Raw genomic sequence first — 25191 nt, 5'->3', positions numbered from 1 at the left:
GCCTCAGCCGGGCAGCCGCTGCAGGATCAGCTCCACGATCCGCTCCGGCGACCGCTCGACGGACACGACGATGCCGGGCTCGTCCGGCTCCAGGGGTTCGAGGTCGGCGAGCTGGGAGCCCAGCATGCACGCCGGCATGAAGTGCCCCGTGCGGTGGGCCAGTCGCCCGTGGATCAGCTCCCGCGACCCGTCGAGGTGGACGAAGAAGGCGTCCGGCGCATCGCGCAGCAACCGTTCGCGGTAGCGGCGTTTGAGGGCCGAACAGCTCACCACCCCACCGGTGTCCGCGTGCTCGGCCAGCCAGGCGCCGATGGCCGCGAGCCACGGGGCGCGGGCCGCGTCGTCCAGCGGGATCCCCTTGGACATGCGCTCCTTGTTCGCCACCGGGTGGAAGGCGTCGGCGTCGGCGTACGGCGGGCCGAGCCGCGCGGCGAGCAGCCGGCCCACGGTGGTCTTGCCGGCCCCGGAGACCCCCATGACCACGAGCAGACGCGTGCCGTTGCCGCCGGTGCCGTTGTGTGTCCGTGTCATGCAAACGACGCTAGGGCGCCGGATGCGTTCCGCTTCGTGAAGGTGCGCAATCGATCGGTTGCGACCGACTCCGTGTGCTCCCGTTGGTCCCTGCACCGACCGCAACCGCCGTACCGCGCCCGGCGTCCGGCCCGACATGACCTCCTCTCACGAGCCTCCGTCGTGGCCGCACTGCGGTCTCGGCGCCGGACCGCGCGACCCGGTCGGCTGCCGCGGCTGCGCCGTGCCCGGCACCGCCGGCGGACGGTGCCTGGCCCACCTGGACGAGGCCGCCCTCGCCGCCCACCTGGCCGGGCTCGCTCCCGGGGCCGCGGTGGACCACCAGGCCACCCGGTTCACCGGAGACCTGCTGCAGCGGCTCCTCGCCCGCCTGACCGATCCGCGCACCGGACATGCACGCCTGGGGAACGCGGACTTCCAGGAGTGCTGCTTCACCGCCGACGCGCGCTTCGCGCACGCGGTGTTCCGCGGCGGCGCCCGCTTCACCGGGGCGACGTTCATGGGGCTGGCCGACTTCACCCACGCCACGTTCCGGGGCAGCTGCTCGTTCCACAGAGCGGTCTTCCTCGCCGACGCCTCGTTCCCCGACGCGGTCTTCGCCGACGGGGCCGTCTTCGGTTCCGCGCAGTTCGCCAAGGACGCCGGTTTCAGCCGTACGGGCTTCCACGGGAGCGCCGGGTTCACGGAGGCGGCGTTCGCGGCGAGCGCCCACTTCGGCGCCGCCCGGTTCCGCGACGAGGCGTGCTTCCGCGACGCCGCCTTCCGGGGCGACACCCTCTTCGGCGCGGCGGTCTTCGGCGGACCGGCCGTCTTCGCCGGCGCGGTCTTCCACGCGGCGCCCGCGCTCGGCCCCCTGGTCGGCGCCGGGAGCATGGACCTCACCGCAGCCCGCTTCCTCGCCCCCGTCGCCCTGGAGATCGCCGCGCGCGAGCTCGTGCTGGCGAAGACGTACTGGGCCTCCGCCGCCACGCTGCGGCTGCGGTACGCCACCGTGGACCTCTCCGACATCGTCGCCGAGCGCCCGCTGAGCGTCGGTGCGCACCCGGTGCCGCTGCTGCCCCCGGACGAAGAGCGCCGCAAGGAGGACGACCAGCGCCACGACGAGTCCGTCCTGGGCGAGGCGGATCCGGGCGTGCGCATCCGCTCGCTGCGCGGCGCCGACGCCGCCCACCTCGCCCTGACCGGGACGGACCTGTCGGGCTGCCTGTTCACCGGTGCCCTGCACCTGGACCGGCTCGGCCTGGAGGGCCGGCCCTCCTTCGCCCGCGCGCGCGGGCGCCGCTGCGGGCGCCGGGTGCTGGCCGAGGAGCAGCACTGGCGCGCGCAGCAGGGCGAGCGGGGCTGGAGTCCGGCACCGGCCGGGGTGGCCGTGCAGAGCCCCGCCGTCATCTCCCCGCTCTACCTGGCCCTGCGCAAGTCGCTGGAGGACGGCAGGAACCATCCCGACGCGGCCGACTTCCGCTACGGCGAGATGGAGATGCGGCGCCGCGATGCGACCCGGCCCTTGAAGGATCGGGCCCTGCTGATGGTGTACTGGGCCGTCAGCGGGTACGCGCTGCGTCTGCGGCGGACCCTGCTGTGGCTGGTCCTGGCCATGACCGCGACCGTCCTGACGACGGCCCTGTGGGGGCTTCCCGGCACGGCGCCCACCGCCGTGGCCCGGGGCGGCGGGGTGCCGGGCAACTTCACCCTGACCTCCGCTCCCCCGGCCGACCCCACGGGCACCCTGCGCGACCGGCTGACGGCCCGCCGGCTGGCGCGGTCGGTGCCCGTCGCCCTGAACGCGGCGGTCTTCCGCGCGCCCGGCCAGGACCTCACCGTCACCGGCACCTACATCGACATCGCCTCCCGCATGTTCGAGCCCGTCCTTCTCTGGCTGGCGGTGCTGTCCGTCCGGGGCAGGATCAAACGCTGAGGGACGGACCGCAGATGGGCGCGACGCCCCCGGAGGCGACGAAGACGGCGTAGCCGTCGCAGCCGCCCGGGTGCCCGGAGAAGTGGTACTGCAGCCGCCACGGCGGCGTGCCCAGCGGCTTGACCAGGGACACGTAGCGATAGGCGGTCCCGTGGCCCGCGGCCGCGAGCCGCTCGTAGGCCGCGGCCGGGGTCATGGTCAGGGGCTCGTCGATGGCGAGCACGCCGACCCAGCGGGAGTCGTGCCGCAGCACCGGGCCCAGCGTGCCGTCGAGGTTGCCGCTGATCTCGGCGGAGGAGTTGTCGCGGTTGTTGAGGACGAACCTCCAGTGGGAGACCTTCGCCATGTCCCGGGTGGGTCCCTCGGGCGCGTCCCCCTCGGCCACCATCAGCACCGCTTGCGGGTACATGGAGCGGACCTTGGCCGTGGCCCGCTCGATGAGCTGGGGCAGGGACAACTGCCGGTGGGCCGCCGGGCCGTGGCCGGCCGCGCCGGCCGGGGCGGCGGCCACCGGGGAGAGGGCCAGGGCGGCGGCGAGCGGCACAGCCGTCAGGGCACGCAGGAGTACGGATCGCGCGGTCATGCAACCTCCGTAGGACGCCGGACACGACGGCCCTCACGTTGCCCCACACCGGCCGCTGCTGTCCGCACCGAATCACGCCGTTCGGCCGTCGCCCGGCGCGCTGCGCCCGTGGTGATCCGCGCCGTCCTGGCCGATTCCGATTCCCCGCATCGCGGTCGATCCGGACATCCAGGCACCGTGTTCCAGCCGTAGACCGTTCAACAGTTGCTGGGTACAGCAATCCCGTTGGATCGTTGCTGTCGAAAGTGAGCTCCCGATTCGACACCGAATAAAGGAGAACTCGTGCTCCCGAAGACGAAGAAAATCGTGCGCTCCGCGGCAGTGGCATTGGCCACGGCTGCTGCGTTCACCGTGACCATGCCGACCGGCAACGCCTACGCCATCGACCACGTCGAATGCCGGGGCGGGGAGAACTTCCTGAAGATCTGGTCGCACAACGGCGGACGTCAGAGCGTGGACTGCTACGCCAACCGCGGGCGGACCGACTTCGGCGGGTGGTGGGTCGACCGGATCTCCACGGGGAACAACGACCTCATTTACTACGACGCCAACGGCGATTCCGTGAAAATCGAGCGGTGGCACGACATCACCTTCCCGAACCGCCCGCCGAAGGTGAAGTCCATCGAAATTCTCTAACCTTTCGGCACCGCGGCCGCATTCCGGGGTTCCGTACGCAGGAAGGCGAGCAGGCTCGCACAGCTGTCGTCGCCGTGACCGGCGGCGACGGCGTTGCGGGTCAGGTCGCGCAGCAGTTCCGGCAGCGCGGCGTGCACGCCCCGCAGTTCGCCGGCGTGGACGAGCAGGTCCAGGGATGCGGTGCCGCGGTGCAGGGGCCAGGCCCCGCCCGGGTGGCTGCCGGTGTCGATCTGCCGGGCGTAACCGGCCAGGGAGGCACCGACGGTGGCCAGCCACTGCTCGGCGACCTCCGTGTACGCGCTCGCCGTGACATTGCCCCCGGGACCGTCGGCGCCGAGCAGGGCCACCCCGTGCAGCCAGCCGGCCAGCGCGGCCCACGTCAGCGCCGGCAGGGCGCAGTCGTAGACGGAGGGCAGGGCGGGGTCCTCGCCGACGTGGCGGGGGCGGCCGACGGCGGACAGCGCCGCCTCGTGGGCGTCGAAGGCCTCCCGGGGCCCGGCGCACACCAGCAGGCCGGGGCCGGTGCCCGCCGGGTCCGGCAGGAGGACGCCGTCGAGGTAGCGGGCCCCGCACCCGTGCGCCCACCGGGCTGTCGCCGGCGCCTGCCGGGGCGATCCGGGGGTGAGGTTGAGCAGGGTACGGCCGGCGAGGTCGCCGGCCACCGGTTCGAGGACGGCGTGCACGGCCTCGTACCCGGACAGGCACACCACCGCCAGGTCGCCCGCCGTGACGGCCTCGCCGGCCGTCGCCGCCTGCGTCGCGCCGTCGCGGACGAGGGCGGCGGCCTTGGCGGGTGTGCGGTTCCAGACGCTCACGGGGTGGCCCGCGGCCAGCAGGCCGCGGGCCACGGCCGCACCGGTGCGGCCCAGGCCCAGAACGCTCGTGCGGGTGGTCATGGTCTCTCCCCCGTGCGGACGGCGGTCGGTCACCAGGTGGCGAGCAGGCGGGTCGGGGCGACGACGTTGATGCTCGGTTCGTACTCCCAGCTCTGGGCGGGGACCAGCCGCAGGCCCGGGCGGTGCCGCATCAGGGCCGCGAGGGCCTCGCGCGCCACCGTGCGCGCCAGGTTGGCGCCCAGGCAGCGGTGCAGGCCCTGGGAGAAGTGCAGACTGCTCGTCAGGTGGGCGCGGCCGGGGTCGTGGACGTCCGGATCGGCGAAGCGGCGCTCGTCGCGGTTGGCGGAGGCCGTCATCAGCCACAGGGACGCGCCGGCGGGGATGCGGACACCGCCCAGCTCGGTGTCCTCGGCCGTCGTGCGGAAGACGCCGAGGGCGGGTCCGGAGTGCCGCAGGATCTCGTGGAAGACGGCGTCGAAGGAGGCGAAGTCCTGCCGCAGCCCGTCCCAGCGCTCGGGCTCGGTCAGCAGCGCGTGCAGCAGTGCCACGAGGGCGAAGCTGGTCGGCCTGAAGCCGGCGGTGACCACGTCGAAGCTCAGGAGGCTGATCAGCTCCGCGTCGGAGTAGCGCGCGTGGCCCTCGGCGGTCTTGCGGGTGAGCAGGCTGATCAGGTCGTCCTCGGGGCGGGCGCGGCGCCGGGCGACGATGCCGGCGAGGTATTCCTCCCACGCCAGCACGTCGTGCGCGTAGGTCAGCTGGAGCTCGGCGGGCGGGCGGCCGAAGAAGAAGGCGTCGACCGCCCGGTGGTGGCGGACGACGAGGTCGTGGTCCTCGGCGGGCAGGCCGGCGAGCTCGGCGACGACGTGATCGGCGACGGGCCGGGCGAAGTCGCGGGCCAGGTCGGTGGGCGGCCGGTCCGGCAGGCCGGCGACGACGCGGCGCACGGTGCGCCGTATGCGCGGCTCGAGCCGCTGCGCCCCGCGGACGGAGAAGTACTGGGCGACGGGCCTGCGCAGCCGGTCGTGGTCCGGTGGCCCGTCGAAGCCCATGTTGGCCGCCGTGAACGTGGCGGTCCGCCGCAGCACGTCGCGCACGGCGGGCGGGTAACTGGCCATGATGACGGACCGTGTGGACGCCGGGAAGCGCCGGGCGTCCTTCAAGGCGGTGGACACGTCCGCGTACCGCGTGATGATCCACAGTCCCAGGTCCTCGCTGAAGAACACCGGCGCGCTGTCGCGCATGTCCTTCAGCACGGGATACAGCTGCGGCGACCCGTGTGCGAGGAAGGTCGCGGCGATGGATGCGGACGACAGCAGGGGGCACCCCTGCCCGTCCGTGCGTGGTTCGGTGGTGGCACCGGTCGGCTCGGACACCGTACGACTCGCTTTCCCCCGTCGGCGCCTTTGCGTGCCCCATGTCACCCATGACACCCACATCAGTGCAAAGGCGCCCGATTTCCCCACCGAGACTCTCATCGGGGCCTGCGCGGAAGAAAGCCGTCAGGCCGACAATCACACCACCGCACGACCCGCGGCCGCCGGGAACGACCGCGGGGCGTACGTCACGTGTGGGCAAAGCCCCACGCCGGACGGCCTACTCGGGGCGGCGGACCGGCGCGTCCTGCGCGGGGGCCGCGGGCTCCTCACCGGGGCCGAAGACGCCGTCGAGCATCGCCAGATCGGCGTCCGTCGTGGAGCGCGAGCGGGTCAGCAGGCGGGCGAGCCAGAGGGCGGCGGCCAGGACGAGGACGGCCCACACGCCCGCCGAGGCCGTCTCCGCCACCGTCGTGGGGCAGCTGCCGCCCGGAAAAGTGCGCGTGCCGCGGTAGTTGGGGTCCGCGCACTGCGCCGAGGCGGACGCCGGCGCGCCGAGGACGAGCAGGGCGGTGGCGACGGCCAGCGCGGACGGTCGTGCCCATCGGGAAGGTGTCATGACAGCGCCTCCTGCGCCGTGGGGAGGGCGGGGCCGGCGGGGGCCGCCGGGAGGTGCTTCAGCGCCAGCACGCGCTCGCGCAGGGGCCCCTCGTCGGGGATGCAGGAGTCCGCACCGGGGCCGGTGCGGTGCCAGCGCTGGGTGGCCAGGTCGAGTTGCGCCTGGTGCAGGCGCAGGAGGTGGCGCAGCCCGGCGGTGCCGTCGCGGCGCCAGACCCGCAGCTCCAGCAGGAGGCGGCGGCGTGGGGCGAGCAGCAACTCCGCCTCCGGCGCGGTGACCGCGCCGGCGCCCGATGCGGCTTCCGCCCGCAGGGCCTCGGCCAGACCGGCGGCCTGGGCCTTCAGGCCGCGCCGCAGGACGACCACGTACAGGGCGACGAACGGCCCGGAGGTGACGGCGGTGATGAGCGGCATGCCCAGGAGCAGGCCGAGCGTCTGGTCGTGGCCGAACAGCTCTTCCCGCACCTTGCCGAGCTGCGGCATCACCGAGTCCGTGGCGAAGTGCCCGCCGGCGGCGGCCAGCACGCCGCCGCCCACGACCAGCAGCCGGTCGCGCAGCCCGGGCAGCCGGCGCGCGGCGCCGAACCCGGCGCCGGCGACCGCGGAGAACGCCACGTGGGCCGCCATCAGCCCGACCACCTGCCGTATCCAGAACTGCGCGGACTGCTGGCCGTGCTCGATCGTGCTCATGAAGCCGACGGTCTCGGTGAGGTTGAAGCCGAGTCCCACGGCGGCGCCGAGGACGACACCGGAGACCACTCCGTCGATGTGCCGCCGGAAGAGGAGGAAGAGCACGGCGATGCCGGCGGCCTTGCCGAGTTCCGCGACGATCCCCGCGTTGAGGGCGAACAGGGTGTAGAGCGTGCGGATCGCGTCCCGCGGGTGCTGCCAGTCGAGCAGGTAGCCCGGCGCGTACCGGGTGAACCAGGTGATCATGACGGTGCCGAAGCCGGCGCCGACGACCATGCCCCAGGCGAAGCCGGCCAGCAGCAGCCGGACCGGCATCCGGCGGAAGAGCTGCATCCGGTGCACGCACAGCAGCGCGGCGCCCGTGGTGGGCAGGCACAGCAGCAGCGTGAGCGGGGCACGGCGCAGGACGTCCAGCGACATGACGGCGAACGGCAGCAGCAGGGCCGCCAGGATGCCGGCCTGCAGGGCACGGACGAGGCGGGCGGATGCCGTGCGGCGACCGGCCGTCAGCAGGACGCCGAGGAGGGCGGCGAGGAGGGCGGCGAGGGCCCAGCCGGCGTACAGGACCGCGCGCGTCAGCTTGAAGGCGTCCGGTTCCGGCAGCAGGAACACCCGCATCCACGGCAGCGGCGAGGTGATCTCGGGCGCTGTCCAAAAGAGGATCTGCCCGACGACGAAGGCCGCCGACAGCACGAGGGCCACACCGATCGCGGCGGGCAACGCCCGCCGCGGGGTTCGCGGCAGCGGGGGCGGTCCCGGGGGGAGGGGCGGGAGGGGACCGAACGGTTCGTGGGCGGTCGTCACAGCGTGCCTCCGGGCCGGGGCACCGGCGGCAGGGGTGGAAGCGACGGCAGCGGCCGGGGCGGGGGAAGCGTGGGCCAGGCCGTGGGGAAGCGCGTCGGGAAGCCGGTGGGGAAGCTCGTGGGGAGGTTCGTGGGCCAGCTGGTCGGGAGGTCCGTCGGAAAGGCGGTCGGGAGCTCGGTGGGCACGTCGGTGGGCATGTCCGTCGGCAGGCCCGTGGGATGGCCGCTGGGCATGCCCGGCAGCGACGGCATGGTCGGCATCGTCTTCGGCAGCGGGAAGGCCGGATCGGTAGTGAGGCCGACGACCGCGGCAATCAGCGCGGCGACCACGCCGAGCCCGCCGGTCGCGGTCATCAGCCGCACGTAGGGCCGGGGCCGCGGCGGGGCCGCCCCCGGTTCCGGGGGAAGCGGCGGGAACGGCGCGCCGCTGCCGGGCGGCTGTGCGGGGGAGGTCATGACGGGCTCCGGAAGTCGTGTCGGTTCTGGTGGTCCTGGTGGTGCTGGTGGTGGTGCTGCTTCTGGCGGTGCGGTGCGGCCGCGCGGCGCAAGGGGCTGGCGGTGGCCGAGGTGCTCAGGCGACGGCGGCGCCACCACAGCAGGGCGACGATCGGCACCAGCAGGGCGGGCAGCAGGCGCAGCGCCGTCCACCGGGCCGACGGTCCGCCGTCGGGCACGCCCCCGGACGCCTGCAGCGGGGTGGGCGCGCCGAGCCAGACGGCTTTGTCCCCCTCCCCGGTGGCGGGTGACGTCAGGGACTTGTCGATGTTCTGGGACAGGGCGGCGTGCTCCTTGCGGAAGCGGTCGCCCGAGACCTTCGTGAACGGGATCCGCGTGAGGTCGACGCCGCCGTAGGTGTAGGTGTGGACGTAGGTGGTGTCACCGCTGGTGGTGTTGTGGGTGACCTTGAACTCGCCCTTGGTGTACGACTCGACGAACTTGTCGAACGTGTCGGTGGGTTTCCAGTCCGCTTTGGTCCGCCAGTTGTCGATGTCCCCCTTGTCGATGAGGTCGCCGTAGGTGGTGTGCCGGGTGCGGCTGATATCCCGGTACCACTCGGCGGCGACCCGCGCGAGATACACGCGCCGCACGTCGGCGTACTCGGGCCCGGTGTTGATCGCCTCTTTCAGCTTGGGCAGGATCAGGCTGCGGAACAGCTCCTCGTTGTGCTTCTCGGCGGCCTTGTCCTGCTGCGCGCAGGATGCCGCGGCCGCCTGGCCCTTCTGGGCGAGGTACTGGGTCTCCATGCGGACGTCGAGGGGCGCGTCGATGATGTACAGCTTGTCCCCGTCCTGCCGCACGGTGGCGGGAGCGGGCAGGATCCACACGCGCTGGGACATGCAGCTGCCGGAGATGCGGTCCCAGAAGGTGCGGCCGAGTTCGGTGTCGGGGTGCAGGAGCTTCCCGACGCTCTTCTTCATCTGCAGATCGGCTTCGAGCATGATGCGGCCGGCATCGGTGCGTCCGAGCTTGGCGTCGACGATGCGGTGGGGCTCGTTGGGGTTGAGGTTCACCCAGAACGCGGACGGGTTGAGGGCGAGCCAGACGAAGAAGGCGTCGGAGGTCTGCAGCGCGGCGGTCTCGCCGGTACGGGGACTCTGGTCGCCGCCCGTGGTGTCCGGGGCCCGGAAGGAGTACTGCAGTCCGCTGCCGTCCCCGGGGTCGGAGAGGTACCTCAGCTGGAGCGAGGAGAAGTCGATGCCGCCGGGGTCCTCGGTCAGGGCCTGCGCCAGGCCGCCCGGGCGGGCGCCGTCGCCCTCCTGCTCACCGCAGGGCGCGGCCAGCAGCGCGGTCCGCCGCGCGGGGGCGGCACCGGCGATCGCCACGGGGCCTGCGGCGAGGGCCTGGTTCTTGCAGACCTCCGGCCCTCGACTCGCCGCTTTCTCCTTCTGCGTCTTCTTCGGGCTCTGGAACAGATTCATGCTCCGTTCCTTCTCCCGGGCCCTTTTCTCGGCCGCCTTCTTGCGGGCGGCCTCGGCCCTCTCCTGGCTGCGCTTGATGTCCTCGGGAGACCTCTTCGCGTCGCTTTCGGCGGCTGCGGCGGAGGTGAGAAGCTTCTCCAGCGCTCCCTTCGCCCGGCTGTTGTACTTCACCGCGTACAACACGTCGGTGCTGCGGGGAATCGTGAAGGCGCAGTAATTCGGCCCGTCCTCGCAGGGCGAGCGGTCCGAGTACATGACGAAGACCCTCGACTCGTCCGTGACCCCCATGTACGTCAACTCACTGGTCAGCACGACGATTTCGGAGTGGGCTCCGGTGGTCGTGCTCGACTGGCGGTTGGCGGCGGTGGCGACGACGAACTTCTTGATGTGCGGACGGTCCTTGAGGCCCAGCTCGTCGTAGAGCGCGGGGTTGCTCTTCTTGAGCTCGTCCGGCACGAGCACGGCTTGGTGCGGTTCGAGTTTCAGACCCGACAGCCCGGTGATGTCCACGAACCCCATGGCGAGGTTCCGGTTGGCGTCGCGCTCGACACCGAGTCGTTTCCGCTCCTGGTACGAGAGCCGGCCGACGGCGCTGTGGAGCCAGTCCTCGATCTTGTCCCCTCGCGGATCCCCGGCCCGCGCCGCCGGCCGGGACGCTCCGAGGCCGGCGGCCGTGCCGGGCTGTGCCGCGCCGAGCAGCACCCCCAGCACCAGGACGAGCGCCCCCAGGGCCCTTGCCCGGGCGCGCCCATGGGTCGACACCATCTCGCTCCTCCCCTGCCTGCGGCACCGGCGTGATCACCGGTGGTCGTGCGGCACAGATGGTGTCGGAGCCACTGCCCTGGCGTCGTTGGCGTCCAGCGCACACTTGTTGGCGTGGAGTGCACGGTTGCCCCCGGCCGGGCGGCCGGGGGCAACCGGGGGCGGGCCTCAGCCCAGGGGCGTGCGGCGGGCGCGGAACCACGTCACCACGGTCATGCCCGCGGTGAAGTACACCGTGCCCGCCAGGAAGGTCACTTGCTCGACGTACTGCTCGTAGCCCTGCGCCCGCAGCTTGAACGCCAGGAGGACCAGCGCGGTTCCGAGAACGGCGAGCGCGGTGGTCATGGCGACGAAGAAGAGCTTCTTCATGCGGTTTTCCTCCCGAGGGTGGGACGACATGGTCCTCACCGACCTTACGTGCACCCGCCAACCACCCGGCACGAGCCGGGCCGTGGGGACGCGTCCGCTTCGGCCGGGGGCGCGGCGCGCACCCCCGGCCGGCGCGGCGTCAGGAGGGCAGGACCGCCTCGATGGCGGCGGTGACCTCCGGGGCGTCGGGCTCGGTGCGGGGGCCGAAGCGGGCGGTGACCGTGCCGTCGGGGGCGATGAGGAACTTCTCGAAGTTCCAGCGGATGTCGCCGGTGTGGCCCTCGGCATCGGCGGTGCCGACGAGCCCGGCGTACAGGGGGTGCCGGTGCTCGCCGTTGACGTCGGTCTTCTCCGTCAGGGGGAAGGTGACGCCGTACGTCGCCGAGCAGAAGGCGGCGATCTCCTCGGCGGTGCCGGGTTCCTGGCCCATGAACTGGTTGCACGGCACGCCGAGGACGGTGAAGCCGCGCGGGGCGTAGTGCGCATGGAGTTTCTCCAGCGCCGCGTACTGGGGGGTCAGCCCGCAGCGGGAGGCCACGTTGACGACCAGGACGGCCTTGCCCCGGTACTGGGCCAGGTCGGCGGGGCCGCCGGTCAGGGCGCCGATCTCGACGTCGTGGAAGGACATCTTCGCTCCTTGTTGCTCCGAGGGTGCACGCAAATCATCTGCGCCCCAGTGTGCCCTCGGGCCCCCCGGCACAGGCCGCCGGGTCAGCCGGCGTCCGGCTTCGGGCGGTCCTCCTCCGGCCGGTCCTCGCCGACCGGGCCGGCGGCCAGCCGGGCGGTGATGCGCGCGAGGGTGCGCAGGTCCTCCGGGGGGAGGCCGAGCAGGGCGGGGGGCGGCGTGCCGAGGATCCGTTCGGCGCGCAGGGCCGCGTCGCGGCCGGCCGGGGTGACGGAGACGATCTTGGAGCGGCGGTCGGCGGGGTTCGGGGAGCGTTCGACGAGGCCGCGCCCGGCGAGGTCGTCGACGACGAGCGTGGTGTAGGGCCGGTCGGTCAGCAGTTCCTCGGCCAGCCGGCGCAGTGTGAGGGGGCCCTTGGCGATCCGGCGCAGCGCCTTGATGCGGAAGAAGCTCATGCCGAGCGCGTCGACGACCTCCTTGCGGCGTTCGTTGCCGCCCAGGACGATCGCGCGCAGGTTGCTCCATGCCTGCTGGGCCTCGGCCTCGTGCGCGTCGTGCGCCTCGTGGGCTGTGGCGGCCTCGTGGGCGTCGTGCGCCCCGTGCGCGTGGACGGTCGTCATGACGTGTTCACCGGGATCCTGTTCCGTTCGGACGTTGCGAGGCGGGCCGCGGAGCGCTCGGCCGTCCCGGCGGCCCAGCGGCCGGTGGTGATCGTACCGACGACGAGGACGGCGAGCCCGCACCCGGCGATGATCCACCAGCCGGTGCGCTGCGCACCCGTGGCGGCGGCCGCGCCGATGACGGCGACGCCGAGGGAGGCGCCGACCTGCCGGCTGGTCGAGGCGACGGCGGCGGCGACCCCGGCCCGGGCGCGCGGCATGCCGGAGACGGCGGTGTTGGTGATGGGCGCGTTGACGAGCCCGAAGCCGATGCCGAAGACGACGAAGGCGGGCAGCAGCAGGGCGTCGGTGGAGCCCGCGTCGAGGGCCGCGAACATCACGCCGCTCGCGGTCATCGCGATGCCGGCGAGGACCAGCGGAAGGCGCGGGCCGCGGGCTCCCACCAGGCGGCCGGACAGCGGGGCGAAGACCAGGCACATCACGGCCATGGGCAGCATGTACAGGCCGGCCTGGAAGGCGGGCAGGCCGCGCTGGTTCTGCAGGTAGAGGGTGTTGAGGAAGAGGAAGCCGCTGAGGGCGGCGAAGGCGCACACCGCGATGGCGACGGCGCCGCTGAAGGGCGCGCTGCGGAAGAGCTGCGGCTCGATCAGGGCGTCGGCGCGCCGGCGCTCGTACGGGACGAGCGCGGCGAGCGCGCCGGCCGCGACGGCGAAGCAGCCGAGGATGGGGGCGGAGGTCCAGCCGTCGGCGGGGCCTTCGATGATGCCGTAGGTGAGGCTGCCGAGCAGGGCGATGACCAGCAGCTGGCCGACGGGGTCGGGGCGGCGCGGCCGCGGGGCGCGGGACTCGGGCACGTAGCGGGCGGTCAGGGCGAGGGCCGCGAGGCCGACGGGGAGGTTGATCCAGAAGATGGCGCGCCAGCCGGTGGTCTCGACGAGCGTGCCGCCGATGACGGGTCCGGCGGCCATGCTGATGCCGACGACGCCGCCCCACACGCCTATGGCGCGGGCGCGCTCGCGGGGGTCGGTGAAGGTGTTGGTGATGATGGACATGGCGACCGGGTTGAGCATGGAGCCGCCGACGGCCTGCACCATGCGGAAGGCGACCAGCCAGGGCAGGCCGGGCGCGAGGCTGCACAGCACGGAGCCGGCGGTGAACAGGACGAGGCCGGTCTGGAAGACGCGCCGCCGGCCGAACCGGTCGGCTGTGGAGCCGGCGAGCATCAGCAGCGAGGCCAGCACGAGGGTGTAGGCGTCGATGGTCCACTGCAGGCCGGAGACGGAGGCGTGCAGTTCCCGCTGCATGGACGGCAGCGCGACGTTGAGGATGGTGTTGTCGAGGCTGACCATCAGCAGGCTGATGCAGCAGATGGCCAGCACCAGCAACCGGCGGCGGCGCGAAAGCTCGGGCACGAGGACCCCTCCGGGGGGAGCGGGGAGCGGGCGAGGTGTACGCCCCTGAGTAGTTGTACTTCTGTAACGATTTCAATCGTACAACCAAACGTTCGTCCCTGCAGGTGGTCTTGACCGCCGCACCGGGGCGTGTCGCCGCGGCGGGGGTATCGGTGCACCGGGCCCGGACGGTGGAGAGGTGGCGGACGCTGACAGCAGGAAGCGGTGGCGCGGGCGGTGAACCACGAGGCGGCGGGGCGTACGGCGACGCCGGGCCCGGGGGCGGGCCACGGGTGCCGCACGCGGAGCCCGGCATCCGCGTACGCCCCACCGCCTCGTGGTTCACCGCCGGCTTCGGCGTCGGTCTGGGCCTGACCCTCGCCTCCACCGCGCTGCAGACGGTCCTGCACATCAGCGATCTGCTCACCCTTCTCCTGCTCGCCCTGTTCGTGGCCATCAGCCTGGAGCCGGTGGTGGCGTGGCTGGCCGGCCGCCGGCTCGGCCGGGGCCGGGCGGTGGCCGTGGTCGTCCTCGGCCTGCTGATCGTGGTCGCGGGCTTCCTCGCCCTGGTCATCCCCCCGGTCTCCCGTGAGATCGCCGCCCTCGTCGACGCCGTGCCCAAGTGGCTGCAGGAGCTCCACGACCACCACTCCACCCTCGGCCGCCTGGAGGACCGCTACCACCTGATCGCCAGGGCACGCGAGCAGATCGGCGCCGGCGGCGGCGCGGCGGTCCTCGGCGGGCTGCTCGGCGCCGGCCACGTCGTGCTGAGCACGGTGACGGGGACGGTGCTGGTCGTCGTCCTGACCGTCTACTTCATGGCGGGCATGGCGCAGTTGAAGCGCTTCGCCTACCGCTTCGTGCCCCTGACCCGGCGCGCCACCGTGGTCGGCCTGACGGAGGAAATCCTGTGGCGGGTGGGGCGCTACATGCTCGGGAACGTCGTCACCTCCGCCATCGCGGGCCTGGCCACCTTCCTGTGGTGCATCGTGCTGGACGTGCCGTACGCGGCGGCACTGGGCGTCCTGGTCGCGCTGCTGGACATGGTGCCGGTGGTCGGCTCCACCGTCGGGGGCGTGGTGGTCAGCCTGGTGGCACTGTCGGTGTCCTTCCCCGTCGCGCTCGGCACGGCCGGCTTCTACATCGGTTTCCGGCTGGCCGAGGACTACCTGATCATGCCGAAGGCGATGAGCTACGCCCTGGCCCTGCCCCCGCTCGTCACGGTCGTCGCCGTCGTGATCGGCGGCGCCCTGCTGGGCGTGGTGGGCGCGCTCATCGCCCTGCCCGTGGCGGCCGGCATCGCCATCGTGCTGGAGGAGGCCGCGTTCCCCCGCATCGACGCACTGTGAGAAGGCCGTCGCGCGGACACCGGGCCTGCGTCATGCTGGGGCCGGGGTGCGGCCGGCGGGGCGCAGCACGGGGCGGGGGGCTCGATGGTTCCGGGAACGGTGGAGCAACTGGCCATCCTGCTGGTCCTGGTGCTGCCCGGCGTCGTCCACCAGGCCGTACGGGAACGGCTGCGCGGCGCCTCGGCCGCGGAGCAGGAGCCGCAGAACCGGCTGCTGCGCGCCCTCGCCGCCGGCGCCCTGCTCGACGCCCTGTACGCGGTGGCCGCGGGTCCGTGGCTGGTGGAGCTGCTGGCGGGCAGCGGCGAGGGGCCGCTGGCCGGGGCGCTGCGCCACCCGCGCCGGGCGGGGCTGGCCGCGTTGGTGCTGGTCGTCGTCGTGCCGTCCGCCGCCGCCTGGGCCTCGGCCGCCTGGCGGCGGCGCCGGGCGCGGGCGCGCTACGAGCCGACGCCGACCGCCTGGGACGCCCTCTTCCGCGACCGCGGCTCGTGCTTCGTGCGCGTGCGGCTCAAGAGCGGGCTGTGGGTGGGCGGCTGGCTCGGCTCGCGGTCGGCGGTCTCGGCCTACCCGCAGCAGGGCGACCTGTACCTGCAGGCGCAGTACCGGATGGGGCCGGACGGCCGGTTCCTGGAACGGGTGCCGGGGACGGCGGGAGTGTACGTACGGGCGGCCGACGTGGACGTGCTGGAACTGCTGCTGCCGCCGGACGAGCAAGCGACGGAAGGTGAGCGTGATGACACAGCGACATGACCGCGACGAGGACAGCGCCCTGGAGGACCTCCTCGCGGAGTTCTCCGACACCAGGACCTACCGGCCCACGGACGACGTGGCGGAACCCGGTGCCGTGCCGCAGGCGCCCTCGGGCACGGCCACGGCGCAGACCACGGCCTCCGGCGCGGGTGCCGGTCAGGACGGGGGCGACGGGGAGACGGACCGGCGCTGAGGGACGCGCGCCGGTGTCAGGCGCCGGTGTGGATGTGCGCGGCCCACAGGTGCGGCGCCTGCGGGTAGCGGTCCCGCAGGCGCCGCACGGGGTGGTGCAGGGCGAGGGCTGCGTCGATGGCGCGGCCCGCGGCGGCATCCTCGGCGAGGGCGGCGTAGAACTCGCCGGTCAGACGGGTCGACAGGGCGTCGGAGACGGGCCACAGGGTGCCGATCACATGCTGGTAGCCGGCCAGTTGGAAGGCGGAGGCCAGCTGCACCGCTTCGTCGGCCAGGTCGATGCCGCCCCGGGAGGTGGAGCACGCCGACAGCACGGCCAGCTCGGGGCTTTGCGGCCGCTGGGCGGCCGCGGCGGCCACGGTGAGCCGGCCGTCGTGCAGGATCAGGCCGCTCTCCGACGGGCTCAGCAGCTCGCTGACGCCGTGACAGCAGAAGTGGACCCACGGGTGGGCGGGCAGGGCCCGGCCCACCGCCTGCACCGTGGCGGCCGGGCCTTCCAGCAGGCGGGCCCCGGGGAACAGTGTGCGTACGCGCTGCGCCTCGCGGGAGGCACCCGGCAGCGGCGCCGCGCCGGGGGTCTCGGCGAGGGCGACGACCAGCGGCTCCGGGCGCGCCCCGGCCCCGCCGCCGGCGCGGCCGTGCGCCCGGGCCAGGGCGCGCAGTGTGGGCGTGTACGAGGAGACGGCGCGGTCCAGGACCCAGGTGCCGGAGCCGGGCGCGCCGTGCCCGGCCGCGTGCAGCGGCAGGAAGGACAGCCAGCCCGTGGGACACCACCACAGCCGGGGCCAGGGTTCGCCGTCGGCCGGTACGGTGCGCAGCCCGAGCCGGTGGAGCACCGGCGCGGCCACCGTGTCCCACAGCCGGCGCAGGATCCCCCTCATCATCTGCGTCGCGGCGACGGCGCGCTGCGGCCCCTCCTTGCCGTAGGCGTCCTCGACGGCACCGATGAACGCGCCGGCGAGCATCATGGCCGTCTGCGGGGTGAGCTCCGGCAGCGGGAGCACCTCGATGCCCGATCCGGCGGTGAGGAGAACGGCGTGCGAGCCGTACTGGCTGACGTTGACGACGACGACCGGGCCGCCGGTGGCGGCGGCGAGCAGCTGCGGCAGCGCCGGCGGGCGCAGGAAGTCCTCGAAGCCGGGCAGCTGCCGGATGCGGTCGAGGAGTTCGTCCCAGCGCCGGGCCAGGGCGTGTCGGGCCTCCGCGGCCAGGCCCGCGGCGTGCTGTGCGGCGTCCGGCAGCTCCGGGGCGCCGGCCGGGGTGATCAGCGCCGGGGGGCGCTCGGCCGGCGTGCTCAGCTGTTCGCGCAGGCGCTCGAACTCCGCCGCGAGGCCGGGGGCCGCGTCGCGCAGCCGTGAGGTGTCGGCGCGGTTGTCCAGGCCCTGGGCGAGCAGCACGCCCCTGCCCTGCTCCAGCAGGGCCAGGGCGCGGCCGGGATCGCCGGCCCGCAGGGCGAGCGCCGCGGCGTCGCCGGCCAGGCCGGTGCTGGCGCGCAGCCGCTCCTCCTGGTCGGCGCGGGTCAGGCTGCGCGGCGCGAGGCGGGGCAGCAGGCCGACGGCGTAGGCGTAGCCGTCGAGCGCGTCGGCGCTGCGCCCGGCGTTGGCGGCGGCCTCGCCCCAGGTGCGGGCGGCCTGCAGGCGGGTCAGCAGGGGCGAGGCCGCGTTGTGCGCGGACTGCCGTGCCAGGCGGGCCGCCTCGGCCAGGTCCACCCGTTCGCCGGCGGCGGCCCGGCGCACCTGGGCCGCGGCGAGGAGCCACTGGCAACGGGCCTGGTCGGGGTGGCCGTCGGGGACGAGGGCCAGGCACTCGCGGGCTGCGGTGACCGCGCGGTGCAGCATCTGCCGGGTGGCGGGGTCCCGGTGATCCTCGGCGAGCTGCCCGGAGATCAGGCACACGCCCGCGAAGTTGGCCAGTGCGAAGGAGCGCAGGGGGTGGTCCTCGCCCAGCGAGGCCACTGCGTCCTCCAGGACCCGCCGTGCCTCGCCGGTCGCGCGGACGGCGAGGGCGCCACCGCCGAGGGCCCGGCTGTGCAGCAGCACGCCGAGGTTGATCATGGCCAGGTCGCGGGCGCGCCGGTCGCCGCCACGGTGGTCCGCCGCCTCGCGCAGCAGCGCCTCGGCCTCCTCGGCGGCGGCCTCGTCGCCGGTGAACTCGTACCAACCGCGCAGCGCCTCGGCGAGGTTGCTCAGGAGCCCGGCCCGGTCGAATGCCTGGGGGGCGCTCTCCTGCAGGGCACGGCGCAGCACGGCGACCGCCTCCGCCTGCCAGGTGCGCTCACCGCTGGTCCCGGCGCGTTGCATCAGGGCGACGCCCAGGTTCGTCAGGACGTTGCCGCGGCCCAGGTGTCCCTGCGGCACCGTGGCGGTGGCCTCGCGGAGCTTGTCGACGGCCGCGTCCATGAGCGTCTCGTCGCCGGTGTCGGCGGCGCGGTCCCACTCGGCGTGCCCCCAGCCGGTGAGGACGACGAACCGCTCGCCGGACGAGGCGGAGGTGGCGGCCAGGGCGGCGCGGTAGTGCTCCAGGGCTTCGTCGCGCACCCGGGCGTCCCGCACCTCGCGGTAGTGGTCCATCAGTGCGTTGGCCAGGCCGAGCAGCGCGCTCGGCGGGGGCGGCCCGGGGTGCGCGGCGATCTCCTCGCGATGCCGCCGGAGGGCCTGTCGCAGGGGCTCGGGGTCGCCGGTGAAGCGGGTGAGGGAGCGCAGGGCCTTGCCGAGGCGGCCGAGGGCGGCGGCCCGGGCGGGCGTGCCCGGGCCGGCCGTGTTCGCCGCCTCGTGCAGCACGTCGACGGCCTCCTGGAGCAGGGCGGCATCCGAGCGGTTCTCGGCGAGGCTCTGCAGGGCGTCGCCCAGATTGCCCAGCCGGTGGACGCGGAAGCGGTCGTCCGGCGGGGTCAGGGCGACGGCCCTGCGGTGTTCGCCCACGGCCTCGGCCAGCAGGCCGGCGTCCCCGGCGTACCGGCCGGACGTGGCGAGGGCGGCGCCGAGGTTGGAGTGGCGTGCGGCCCGCTCGGAGGGGCTGGTGCGCGGCGCGGCGGCCAGTGCCTCGCGCATGCGCCGGACCGCCTCCCCGTACAGTTCGTGCCGGCCCGTGAGACCACCGCGCCGCACGTGGGCGCCGCCGAGGTCCGACAGGTACTCGGAGCGGCGGACGTCGTTCTCCGGGAGCAGGGACAGTGCCCGGCGCATCTGTTCCTCCCCCTCCCGCCAGGCGGCCTCGTCGCCCGGGCCGGCGCTCTCGGCGAGGGCCTGGCCGAGGGCGAACCGTGCCCGGGCCTCGAAGGCGCGGCCGGGGGACGGCAGGGCGAGGCACGCGCGGAAGCAGGCGATCGCCTCGTCGACGTCGGCACCGGCCGGGACGATCTCGCCGGCTGCCGCGACGGCGCCGGTGCTGCGACCGGAGGCCAGCAGGCAGCGGGCCAGCTGGAGCAGGACCTCGGCCCGCTGCTCGGAGCGCTCGGGCACCTCCCGGGCGAGGTCGCGCAGCAGGGCGATGGGCTCGGCGAGGTCGGCGGGGGCCTCGGTCATGTGCGCGCGCAGCCGGGCCAGGTCGGCGAACTGCGTGCCGCGCAGGACGCGCAGGCGCAGGTCGTCCGCCGGTGTGTCCGCCAGGGCTTGGCGGGCGAGGGCGACGGCCTCGTCCATGTCGGCGATGTCGCCGCCCGCCACGTTCCGGGAGCGCAGGACGCCGGCGAGGACGAAGCGCGCCTGGGCGAGCACCGGGTGTCCCGGGGGCGCGCCCTCGACGGCGTCGCGGCCGGCGGCGAGTGCGTCGTCCAGGAAGCGGGTGGCGTCGGCGCGCACGGCCCGGCCCTTGAGGGCGAGGGCGAGCTGGGTGAGGTAGCCGGTGCGCTCGACCGCGTTGGGTGCGCTCTCGGCGGCCCGGCGGCAGGTCGCGATGCCCTCGTCGTAGAGCTCCGCGCGGTCGCCGTCCTGCATGGCCTGCATGATCAGCGCGATGCCCAGGTCGGCCAGATGGGCCGCGCGCTGCGGCAGGGCCGGGTCCGCTTCGGCGACCGCTCGGCGCAGCAGGGCGACGGCTTCGGTCAGCAGTTCCGGGTCGTCGGACGCGGCGGCGGTGCGCCACAGCACCGCGCCGAGCGAGGCGAGGTGCACCGGACGGTGGGGGTCCTGCGGGGTGCTCAGCCGCACGGCCTGCCGCAGTTCGCCGGCGCTCTCGTGCAGGGCGCCGGCCTCGCCGGTCGCCTCGGCGGCGAGTTTGAGGGCGAAGCCGAGGTTGCCGTGTCTGCGGGCCTGTTCGTCGCGGTCGCCGGGGGCGGCCGCCAGGGCGGCGCGGGCGAGCTGCGTCCCTTCGGCGAGCGCCTGGGGCCCGGCACCGGCCGCGTGGCCGTAGAGGAACACCAGGGCGAGGTCGGACAGGCAGGTTCCGGCTTCCACGCTGCCGGGCGGGAAGCCGGCGCGTGCGTGCCGCAGCAGCCGCTCGGCGGCGGCCAGGGCGGCGGGGTGGCGGGCCTGCTGGTACAGCGCCAGGGCGCCGACGCCCGCCTCGTAGGCGTGGGCGGGCTCGGTGCCGGCCCCTTCGGGAAGGGCGGCGACCGTCGCGCAGAGCGTCTGCAGGACGGGGGGCAGGACGAGGCCGTGGCCCGTCAGGTCGGTGAAGGCGAGCACGGCCGCGCCGAGGGCCGCCCGGTCGGTGCCGCCACTGGCGAGGTAGCGGAACCACTCGGCGAAGGCGAGCGCGTGAAAGCCCTTCGCGTCGAAGCCGCCGTCGGGCAGCAGGACTTCGGCGCGGACGGCGGCGGCAGCGGCGGCGGCCTCCGGTCCGAGGAACCAGGGCAGGGCGCCGGGGTCGGCGTCGGCCCGCTGTGCCTGCTGCAGGATGAGCTCGGCCGCCTCGTCCGCGGTCACCGGATCGTCCCTTCGCCGTAGGACGTTCCGGTGGCGTCGGGGATGTCCTTGGCGAGCAGCAGGACGAGCTCCTCGCGGGTGGGCGTGGTCCGGCCGGCGAGGCGGGCGGCCTGGCGCTCGACCATGGCCTCCAGGAGGGTGCGCGCGTCCCGGGCGTTGGCGGCGTCGCCGCGCAGGCGCCGGCGCTCGAAGCGCTCGGTGAGCAGGGGGCCGACGTCGGGTGCCAGGCGGAAGGCGTGTTTGCCGGCCTGCCGACTGACGATCTCGGTCAGTTCGGCGGGCTCGTAGGCACCGAACTCCAGCACGCGCGAGAAGCGCGAGCGCAGGCCCGGGTTCGACTCCAGGAAGGTGTGCATCTCCTCGGTGTAGCCCGCCGCGATCACCACGACGTCGTCGCGGTGGTCCTCCATCAGCTTGGTCAGGACGTCGATGGCCTCCTGCCCCAGGTCCGTGCCGGCGCCGAACCGGCGGGCCAGGCTGTAGGCCTCGTCGATGAACAGCACGCCGCCGCGGGCCCGGGCGAAGACCCTCTGGGTCTTCTGCGCCGTGTGCCCGAGGTACTCCCCCACCAAATCGCCCCGCGCGACTTCGACGAGGTGCCCCTTCTTCAGCGCTCCCAGCGCGGCGAGGATCTGCCCGTAGAGCCGGGCGACGGTGGTCTTGCCGGTGCCGGGCGGGCCGGAGAAGACCAGGTGGTGGGACATGGGCGGGTCCGGCAGCCCTGCGTCGGCGCGCCAGCGGGCGAGCCGGATCAGATCGGTCTGCACGGCGACCTGCCGCTTGGCCGCCGCCAGGCCGATCATGCCCTGCAGTTCGGCGAGCGGACCGGCCTCCGGCTGCCGGGCGTCCTCGGCCGTGGCCCCGGTGCGCACGTCGTCCATCACCACCCGGTCGTTGCCCGCGACGGCCTCGCCCGCGCACCCGGTCACCTCGCAGTCCGCGAACCGCCCGAACACCGAGGGGTCCAGGCGGATGCCGTCGCCGGCGCCGTCGCGCAGCCGGGCGCGCGTGATCTCCAGTCGGCTGTTGTCGCGGGCCAGGACACTGCAGTCCCGCGAGCGGGTGACCGTCAGCAGGTCGGCGACGACGGTGGCGGACCCGACGGTCAGCACGCCGGCCTCACCGGCCTCGTCGACCGTGCACTCCCGGGCCGTCAGGTGGCTGTCGCCGCGGCAGTTGAAGCCGAACAGGGCCGTGCGCAGCAGTACGGCCCGCTCCACGGTCGCCCGCGCGCTGTCCTGCAGGGCGACGCCGGAGCTGGCCATGTCCGTGACGGTCGCGTCGGCGAGCTCGACGGTGACGCCCTCGCCCCGGGCGAACAGACCGCTCTCGCACGACTCCAGGCGCACGTCGCGCAGCCGCACGGACGCTTCGTCCCGCACGAGCACGGCATTGGCGGTCTGGTCGCGGACCTGCAGACCGGTGAAGGTGCCGCGGGCCTCGCGCACCACCACTCCATTGCGGCCGCCTGTGACCCGGCAGCCGTGGACCTGGGGAGCGCCACCGCTCAGGACGGCGATGCCGGTCTCCCCCGCGGTGCGCACGGTGCAGTCCTCAAGGCGTCCGAGCCCCTGTTCCTCCACGCTGATCCCGGTGCGCCGGCAGTCCTCGATGCGGCATCCCTGGACGACGGGGTCGGCTCCCCGGGCGATGAACACGCCGTCCTGGGCCCCGTGGACGGTGGTGTCGCGCAGGGTGCCGCGCGCGTGGTCGTAGTAGGAGACGCCCGTACGGTGCGCCGCGTGTACCCGGCAGCCGACGATGTCGGCCCGGGCGTGGTCGCCCACGGCAAGGGACGCCCGGCCGGTGCCGCGCAGCTCGCAGTCCTCGATGCGGGCCGTCGCACCGGAGATCTGGATGCCGTGGCCGCGGGCGTCCTCGACGGTGCAGCCGGTGATGCGGGCGTCGGCGCCGCCGGTGACGAGGACCGCTTCGCTCCTGGCGGCGAGGAAGCGGCTGCCGCGCAGGGTGCCTTGTGCCCCGGCCAGCTCCGTGCGGCCCGTCCGCACCTCGCACTCCTGCAGCGTCACTTCCGCGCCGCGCAGCGCCTGGACGGCGTACTCGCCCGTCCCCTCGATCGTGCAGTGCCGCGCCTCCAGGCGGCCCTGTCCCGCGATGCGTACGGCGGCCGGGCCGCGGCCGGTGATCCGCAGCGCGTCGAGCGTGACGTGGCCGGTGCAGTCGGCGACCGCGTCCGCCGCCGCCTCGACGACGACCGTGCCCTGCCCCCGGGCCGCGCGCAGTTCGACCGTCCCGGACAGCTCCAGGGCCTCCTCGTAGTGGCCGGGCTCGATGAGCACCTGTAACGGCCGTCCGGCCGGCGCCGCCCGCAGGGCCGAGGCGATGGTGGGGTGGGCGGAGCCGGGTCCGGCGGCCACGCGCAGCGTCACCGGCTCCCCCGCCGCGGGCGGCCCGGCCGGCACCGGCTGCGCGGGCGGCTCGGCGTATCCGAGGTCGGCCAGCGCGCGGGAGAGCTGCCCGGGGAAGGCGGCCAGACCATGCCGGTGCCCGTGGCGCCTCGAGAGCAGCGGAAACAGCTCGGCCGTCCGCCGGGCCTCGTGGTGGGGGAAGCGGTGGCGGGGCAGCGCGGCGGGCGGCCGGGCACCGGGCGCGAGGCGGACGACGACGGTGCTGCCGGCCGGTGCCGTGGTGACCTCGGCGGTGTGCACGGCGGCGCGCGGCAGGAGCCGTTCGGCGCCGGCGACGCTCGCACGCAGGCCCTGGGCGTCGATGTGCAGGCGGCATTCGCGGGCCAGCCGCCCGGCGAGCCGGGAGCCGCTGCGCCAGCAGACCACCGCCCAGGCCGCCATGGTGGCGGCCACCGGCCAGAAGCCGAGCCCGTGGCCGGGCGAGGCGGCCCCCAGGGCCAGGACGCCGGCCGCGGCGAACGGCGCCCGCAGGAGCAGCACGGCGCGGGCGTGCACCGGCAGCAGCTCCCCCGGCACGTCCACCGCGCCCGTACGGTCGCTGGGCAGCGCGGCGGCGCCGTGCCAGCGCTCCTGCAGGCGGGGGGCGAGGACCTGGTCCAGGCGGGTGCGCTGTGCGTCCAGGGGCCGCAGGTCGAACACGACGCCCTGCCAGGCCGCCGACCACCGCAGCCGGCCCCGGTCCGTGACCCCCGGCGGGCAGCCGTCGCGCGGACGGACCACGAGCAGCCCTTGGAAGGCCGCTGCCGCCGCGTTCGGCACGATACGCGGCAGGGGCGCCAGGAACACGCTGTCGATGGCCTCCCAGGGCAGGTGCACGCGCCGCAGGCCGCCCCGCAGCGCGAGGCCGTCGGCGGCCGCCGTCAGGTCCGCGGGGGCGCACACCTCCCACAGCAGCCACGCGAGGACCACCGCCCACACGGCCACGGCCGCCGTGGCGTACGCCCGCCACAGGGCGGGGCCGTGGTCGACGGTGACGGCGAGGAGCCGGCAACTCGCCGCCAGGGCAACGGCCGACGGCACCGCGAACAGCGCCGGCCCGGCGCGATGCGCCCGCGCGCGCCCGATCCGTATCTCGCCGCCCGTGGCCCCCACCGTCCGCGCCATGACACTCCACCCCCGTGCCATGTTCCCGCACCGCGCCGCGTCGCGCTGCTCGATTGTGCGGTTGCCTGCGGGGAAACGCCAGGGGCTCAAGTGGGCTCAGGGCGAGGGCGCGCCGGCCGCGCCGCCGGTCACGATGCGGCCTGCGCCTGCTGGTAGAGCGACTGGGCGTAGATGCCGAAGTAGGGGGAGAGGACGGCGGCTTCGTTCTCGTGCTGGGGTACCGGGCCGCTGATGACGCCGTTGACGGTGCCCTGTTGCGTGCTGGCGTTGTAGTCGGCGTACCAGGGTCCGCCGCTGGTGGTGGGCTCGAACTTACAGTTGATCTTCACCCGGCTGTCGAAGGGGAAGAGGTACGCCTCCGTCTGCCCGAAGCACTCGGCAGTCCTGTCGTTGAGCAGGTAGGCCCATACCGTCCGGGAGGCGATGACGGGCTGCCCGAAGGCGATGGGGTTCTCGCCGGCCAGTTCCCCGGCCTGCTTCCCCTCCTTGTCGGCCTTCAGGACGAGGAACCCGTAGTCGTGCTCGCCGTCCCCGCCCTCCTTGGCCGCGTAGGCATTGTTGACCAGGGGTCTCTCACCGTCGAACACCCCGAGCGGGGCCGGCTTGCCCTTCTGGTACCCGGGGATGAACTGGAAGCCCGTGTAGTACGCACCGCCGCGTCCCGAGTGCAGGCAGTGGGCCGCCGTGACGACCACGTTGTGCCGCGGACTTGCCACCAGGGTGGCCGTACAGGCCTCCAGGCCCCTGGGCGTGTGCATGTAGAGCCGTCCCATGCGCAGGCTGGGGCCGGCGGTGACCGCCGTGGCGTCGGCCGCGGCAGCGGCAGCGGGAGCCGCCTGCAGCGCCCCGGCCAGGAGGGCTGCTGCGGCGCACACTCTCACGAGTCTTCTCATG

The 25191-nt window shown here is 74.5% G+C and carries 20 protein-coding genes; 5 read left to right on the top strand and 15 right to left on the bottom strand.

Annotated features, from left to right (window positions below):
• Window positions 1-3: 3 nt before the first annotated feature.
• On the bottom strand, window positions 4-531 hold the full coding sequence (locus AC27L3_RS11950; protein ID WP_487233984.1) for a gluconokinase: 528 nt from the start codon (window positions 529-531) through the stop codon (window positions 4-6).
• A 136-nt stretch (window positions 532-667) separates the two neighbouring features.
• On the opposite strand from AC27L3_RS11950, the gene AC27L3_RS11945 reads away from it, so the two are divergent.
• Window positions 668-2446: a pentapeptide repeat-containing protein gene (locus AC27L3_RS11945; RefSeq protein WP_487233983.1), complete on the top strand. Its 1779-nt coding sequence runs from the start codon at window positions 668-670 to the stop codon at window positions 2444-2446.
• Here AC27L3_RS11945 and AC27L3_RS11940 read toward each other — a convergent pair.
• Window positions 2436-3029, bottom strand: coding sequence for a hypothetical protein (locus AC27L3_RS11940; protein ID WP_487233982.1), 594 nt, complete (start codon window positions 3027-3029; stop codon window positions 2436-2438). The genes AC27L3_RS11945 and AC27L3_RS11940 overlap by 11 nt on opposite strands.
• Window positions 3030-3386: 357 nt before the next feature.
• On the opposite strand from AC27L3_RS11940, the gene AC27L3_RS11935 reads away from it, so the two are divergent.
• A complete protein-coding gene (locus AC27L3_RS11935) occupies window positions 3387-3665 on the top strand; it encodes a beta/gamma crystallin domain-containing protein (RefSeq protein WP_487234191.1) in 279 nt (92 codons plus the stop codon).
• On the opposite strand, the gene AC27L3_RS11930 is transcribed toward AC27L3_RS11935, so the two are convergent.
• The 10 genes from AC27L3_RS11930 to AC27L3_RS11885 all read right to left on the bottom strand — a co-directional run bounded on the left by AC27L3_RS11930 (window position 3662) and on the right by AC27L3_RS11885 (window position 13632).
• Entirely contained in the window at window positions 3662-4561 is a 900-nt protein-coding gene (locus AC27L3_RS11930) for an NAD(P)-dependent oxidoreductase (protein WP_487233981.1), read from the bottom strand. The genes AC27L3_RS11935 and AC27L3_RS11930 overlap by 4 nt on opposite strands.
• A 29-nt stretch (window positions 4562-4590) precedes the next feature.
• Window positions 4591-5874: a cytochrome P450 gene (locus AC27L3_RS11925; protein WP_487233980.1), complete on the bottom strand. Its 1284-nt coding sequence runs from the start codon at window positions 5872-5874 to the stop codon at window positions 4591-4593.
• 220 nt (window positions 5875-6094) lie between these two features.
• Window positions 6095-6433 carry a hypothetical protein gene (locus tag AC27L3_RS11920; protein ID WP_487233979.1) on the bottom strand — a complete coding sequence of 113 codons (339 nt, stop codon included), beginning with the start codon at window positions 6431-6433 and terminating at the stop codon, window positions 6095-6097.
• On the bottom strand, window positions 6430-7824 hold the full coding sequence (locus AC27L3_RS11915) for a PrsW family glutamic-type intramembrane protease (RefSeq protein ID WP_487233978.1): 1395 nt from the start codon (window positions 7822-7824) through the stop codon (window positions 6430-6432). The genes AC27L3_RS11920 and AC27L3_RS11915 overlap by 4 nt, the downstream gene beginning before the upstream one ends.
• Window positions 7825-7922: 98 nt before the next feature.
• Window positions 7923-8381, bottom strand: a complete 459-nt coding sequence (locus AC27L3_RS11910; RefSeq protein WP_487233977.1) for a hypothetical protein — start codon at window positions 8379-8381, stop codon at window positions 7923-7925.
• Window positions 8378-10609 (bottom strand): hypothetical protein, encoded by a 2232-nt coding sequence (locus AC27L3_RS11905; RefSeq protein ID WP_487233976.1) that lies wholly within the window; start codon window positions 10607-10609, stop codon window positions 8378-8380. Before AC27L3_RS11905 ends, AC27L3_RS11910 begins: the two co-directional genes overlap by 4 nt.
• Window positions 10610-10774: 165 nt before the next feature.
• Window positions 10775-10975 (bottom strand): SCO3870 family protein, encoded by a 201-nt coding sequence (locus AC27L3_RS11900; RefSeq protein WP_487233975.1) that lies wholly within the window; start codon window positions 10973-10975, stop codon window positions 10775-10777.
• Between the two features lie 139 nt (window positions 10976-11114).
• On the bottom strand, window positions 11115-11603 hold the full coding sequence (locus AC27L3_RS11895; protein ID WP_487233974.1) for a glutathione peroxidase: 489 nt from the start codon (window positions 11601-11603) through the stop codon (window positions 11115-11117).
• A gap of 83 nt (window positions 11604-11686) precedes the next feature.
• Complete coding sequence (locus AC27L3_RS11890; protein ID WP_487233973.1) at window positions 11687-12220, bottom strand: MarR family winged helix-turn-helix transcriptional regulator; 534 nt, start codon at window positions 12218-12220, stop codon at window positions 11687-11689.
• A complete protein-coding gene (locus AC27L3_RS11885) occupies window positions 12217-13632 on the bottom strand; it encodes an MFS transporter (RefSeq protein ID WP_487233972.1) in 1416 nt (471 codons plus the stop codon). The genes AC27L3_RS11890 and AC27L3_RS11885 overlap by 4 nt, the downstream gene beginning before the upstream one ends.
• Window positions 13633-13904: 272 nt before the next feature.
• Between AC27L3_RS11885 and AC27L3_RS11880 the strand changes: the two genes are divergently transcribed.
• The 3 genes from AC27L3_RS11880 to AC27L3_RS11870 all read left to right on the top strand — a co-directional run bounded on the left by AC27L3_RS11880 (window position 13905) and on the right by AC27L3_RS11870 (window position 15900).
• The gene (locus AC27L3_RS11880; protein WP_487233971.1) at window positions 13905-14960 is read left to right on the top strand and encodes an AI-2E family transporter; all 1056 of its coding nucleotides are present in this window, start codon (window positions 13905-13907) and stop codon (window positions 14958-14960) included.
• An 84-nt stretch (window positions 14961-15044) separates the two neighbouring features.
• Window positions 15045-15707 carry a DUF6338 family protein gene (locus AC27L3_RS11875; protein ID WP_487233970.1) on the top strand — a complete coding sequence of 221 codons (663 nt, stop codon included), beginning with the start codon at window positions 15045-15047 and terminating at the stop codon, window positions 15705-15707.
• Entirely contained in the window at window positions 15691-15900 is a 210-nt protein-coding gene (locus AC27L3_RS11870) for a hypothetical protein (RefSeq protein WP_487233969.1), read from the top strand. The genes AC27L3_RS11875 and AC27L3_RS11870 overlap by 17 nt, the downstream gene beginning before the upstream one ends.
• A 16-nt stretch (window positions 15901-15916) precedes the next feature.
• Here AC27L3_RS11870 and AC27L3_RS11865 read toward each other — a convergent pair whose 3' ends face one another.
• The 3 genes from AC27L3_RS11865 to AC27L3_RS11855 form a co-directional block, all read right to left on the bottom strand.
• Window positions 15917-20764 (bottom strand): CHAT domain-containing protein, encoded by a 4848-nt coding sequence (locus AC27L3_RS11865; protein WP_487233968.1) that lies wholly within the window; start codon window positions 20762-20764, stop codon window positions 15917-15919.
• On the bottom strand, window positions 20761-24297 hold the full coding sequence (locus AC27L3_RS11860) for a right-handed parallel beta-helix repeat-containing protein (RefSeq protein WP_487233967.1): 3537 nt from the start codon (window positions 24295-24297) through the stop codon (window positions 20761-20763). Before AC27L3_RS11860 ends, AC27L3_RS11865 begins: the two co-directional genes overlap by 4 nt.
• A gap of 128 nt (window positions 24298-24425) precedes the next feature.
• Window positions 24426-25190, bottom strand: coding sequence for a trypsin-like serine peptidase (locus AC27L3_RS11855; RefSeq protein ID WP_487233966.1), 765 nt, complete (start codon window positions 25188-25190; stop codon window positions 24426-24428).
• Window position 25191: the final 1 nt, after the last annotated feature.

It is taken from the genome of Streptomyces sp. PKA51 (assembly GCF_057552455.1).
This window is presented reverse-complemented; position numbering and strand designations above follow the sequence as displayed.

What these genes read in the sequence shown, in the direction of transcription:
- AC27L3_RS11860 (WP_487233967.1), bottom strand. Translation starts at nt 24,297, where the DNA reads ATGGCGCGGACGGTGGGGGCCACGGGCGGCGAGATACGGATCGGGCGC.
- AC27L3_RS11870 (WP_487233969.1), top strand. Translation starts at nt 15,691, where the DNA reads ATGACACAGCGACATGACCGCGACGAGGACAGCGCCCTGGAGGACCTC.
- AC27L3_RS11905 (WP_487233976.1), bottom strand. Translation starts at nt 10,609, where the DNA reads ATGGTGTCGACCCATGGGCGCGCCCGGGCAAGGGCCCTGGGGGCGCTC.
- AC27L3_RS11890 (WP_487233973.1), bottom strand. Translation starts at nt 12,220, where the DNA reads ATGACGACCGTCCACGCGCACGGGGCGCACGACGCCCACGAGGCCGCC.
- AC27L3_RS11935 (WP_487234191.1), top strand. Translation starts at nt 3,387, where the DNA reads ATGCCGACCGGCAACGCCTACGCCATCGACCACGTCGAATGCCGGGGC.
- AC27L3_RS11855 (WP_487233966.1), bottom strand. Translation starts at nt 25,190, where the DNA reads ATGAGAAGACTCGTGAGAGTGTGCGCCGCAGCAGCCCTCCTGGCCGGG.
- AC27L3_RS11930 (WP_487233981.1), bottom strand. Translation starts at nt 4,561, where the DNA reads ATGACCACCCGCACGAGCGTTCTGGGCCTGGGCCGCACCGGTGCGGCC.
- AC27L3_RS11910 (WP_487233977.1), bottom strand. Translation starts at nt 8,381, where the DNA reads ATGACCTCCCCCGCACAGCCGCCCGGCAGCGGCGCGCCGTTCCCGCCG.
- AC27L3_RS11940 (WP_487233982.1), bottom strand. Translation starts at nt 3,029, where the DNA reads ATGACCGCGCGATCCGTACTCCTGCGTGCCCTGACGGCTGTGCCGCTC.
- AC27L3_RS11950 (WP_487233984.1), bottom strand. Translation starts at nt 531, where the DNA reads ATGACACGGACACACAACGGCACCGGCGGCAACGGCACGCGTCTGCTC.
- AC27L3_RS11895 (WP_487233974.1), bottom strand. Translation starts at nt 11,603, where the DNA reads ATGTCCTTCCACGACGTCGAGATCGGCGCCCTGACCGGCGGCCCCGCC.
- AC27L3_RS11945 (WP_487233983.1), top strand. Translation starts at nt 668, where the DNA reads ATGACCTCCTCTCACGAGCCTCCGTCGTGGCCGCACTGCGGTCTCGGC.
- AC27L3_RS11920 (WP_487233979.1), bottom strand. Translation starts at nt 6,433, where the DNA reads ATGACACCTTCCCGATGGGCACGACCGTCCGCGCTGGCCGTCGCCACC.
- AC27L3_RS11900 (WP_487233975.1), bottom strand. Translation starts at nt 10,975, where the DNA reads ATGAAGAAGCTCTTCTTCGTCGCCATGACCACCGCGCTCGCCGTTCTC.
- AC27L3_RS11875 (WP_487233970.1), top strand. Translation starts at nt 15,045, where the DNA reads ATGGTTCCGGGAACGGTGGAGCAACTGGCCATCCTGCTGGTCCTGGTG.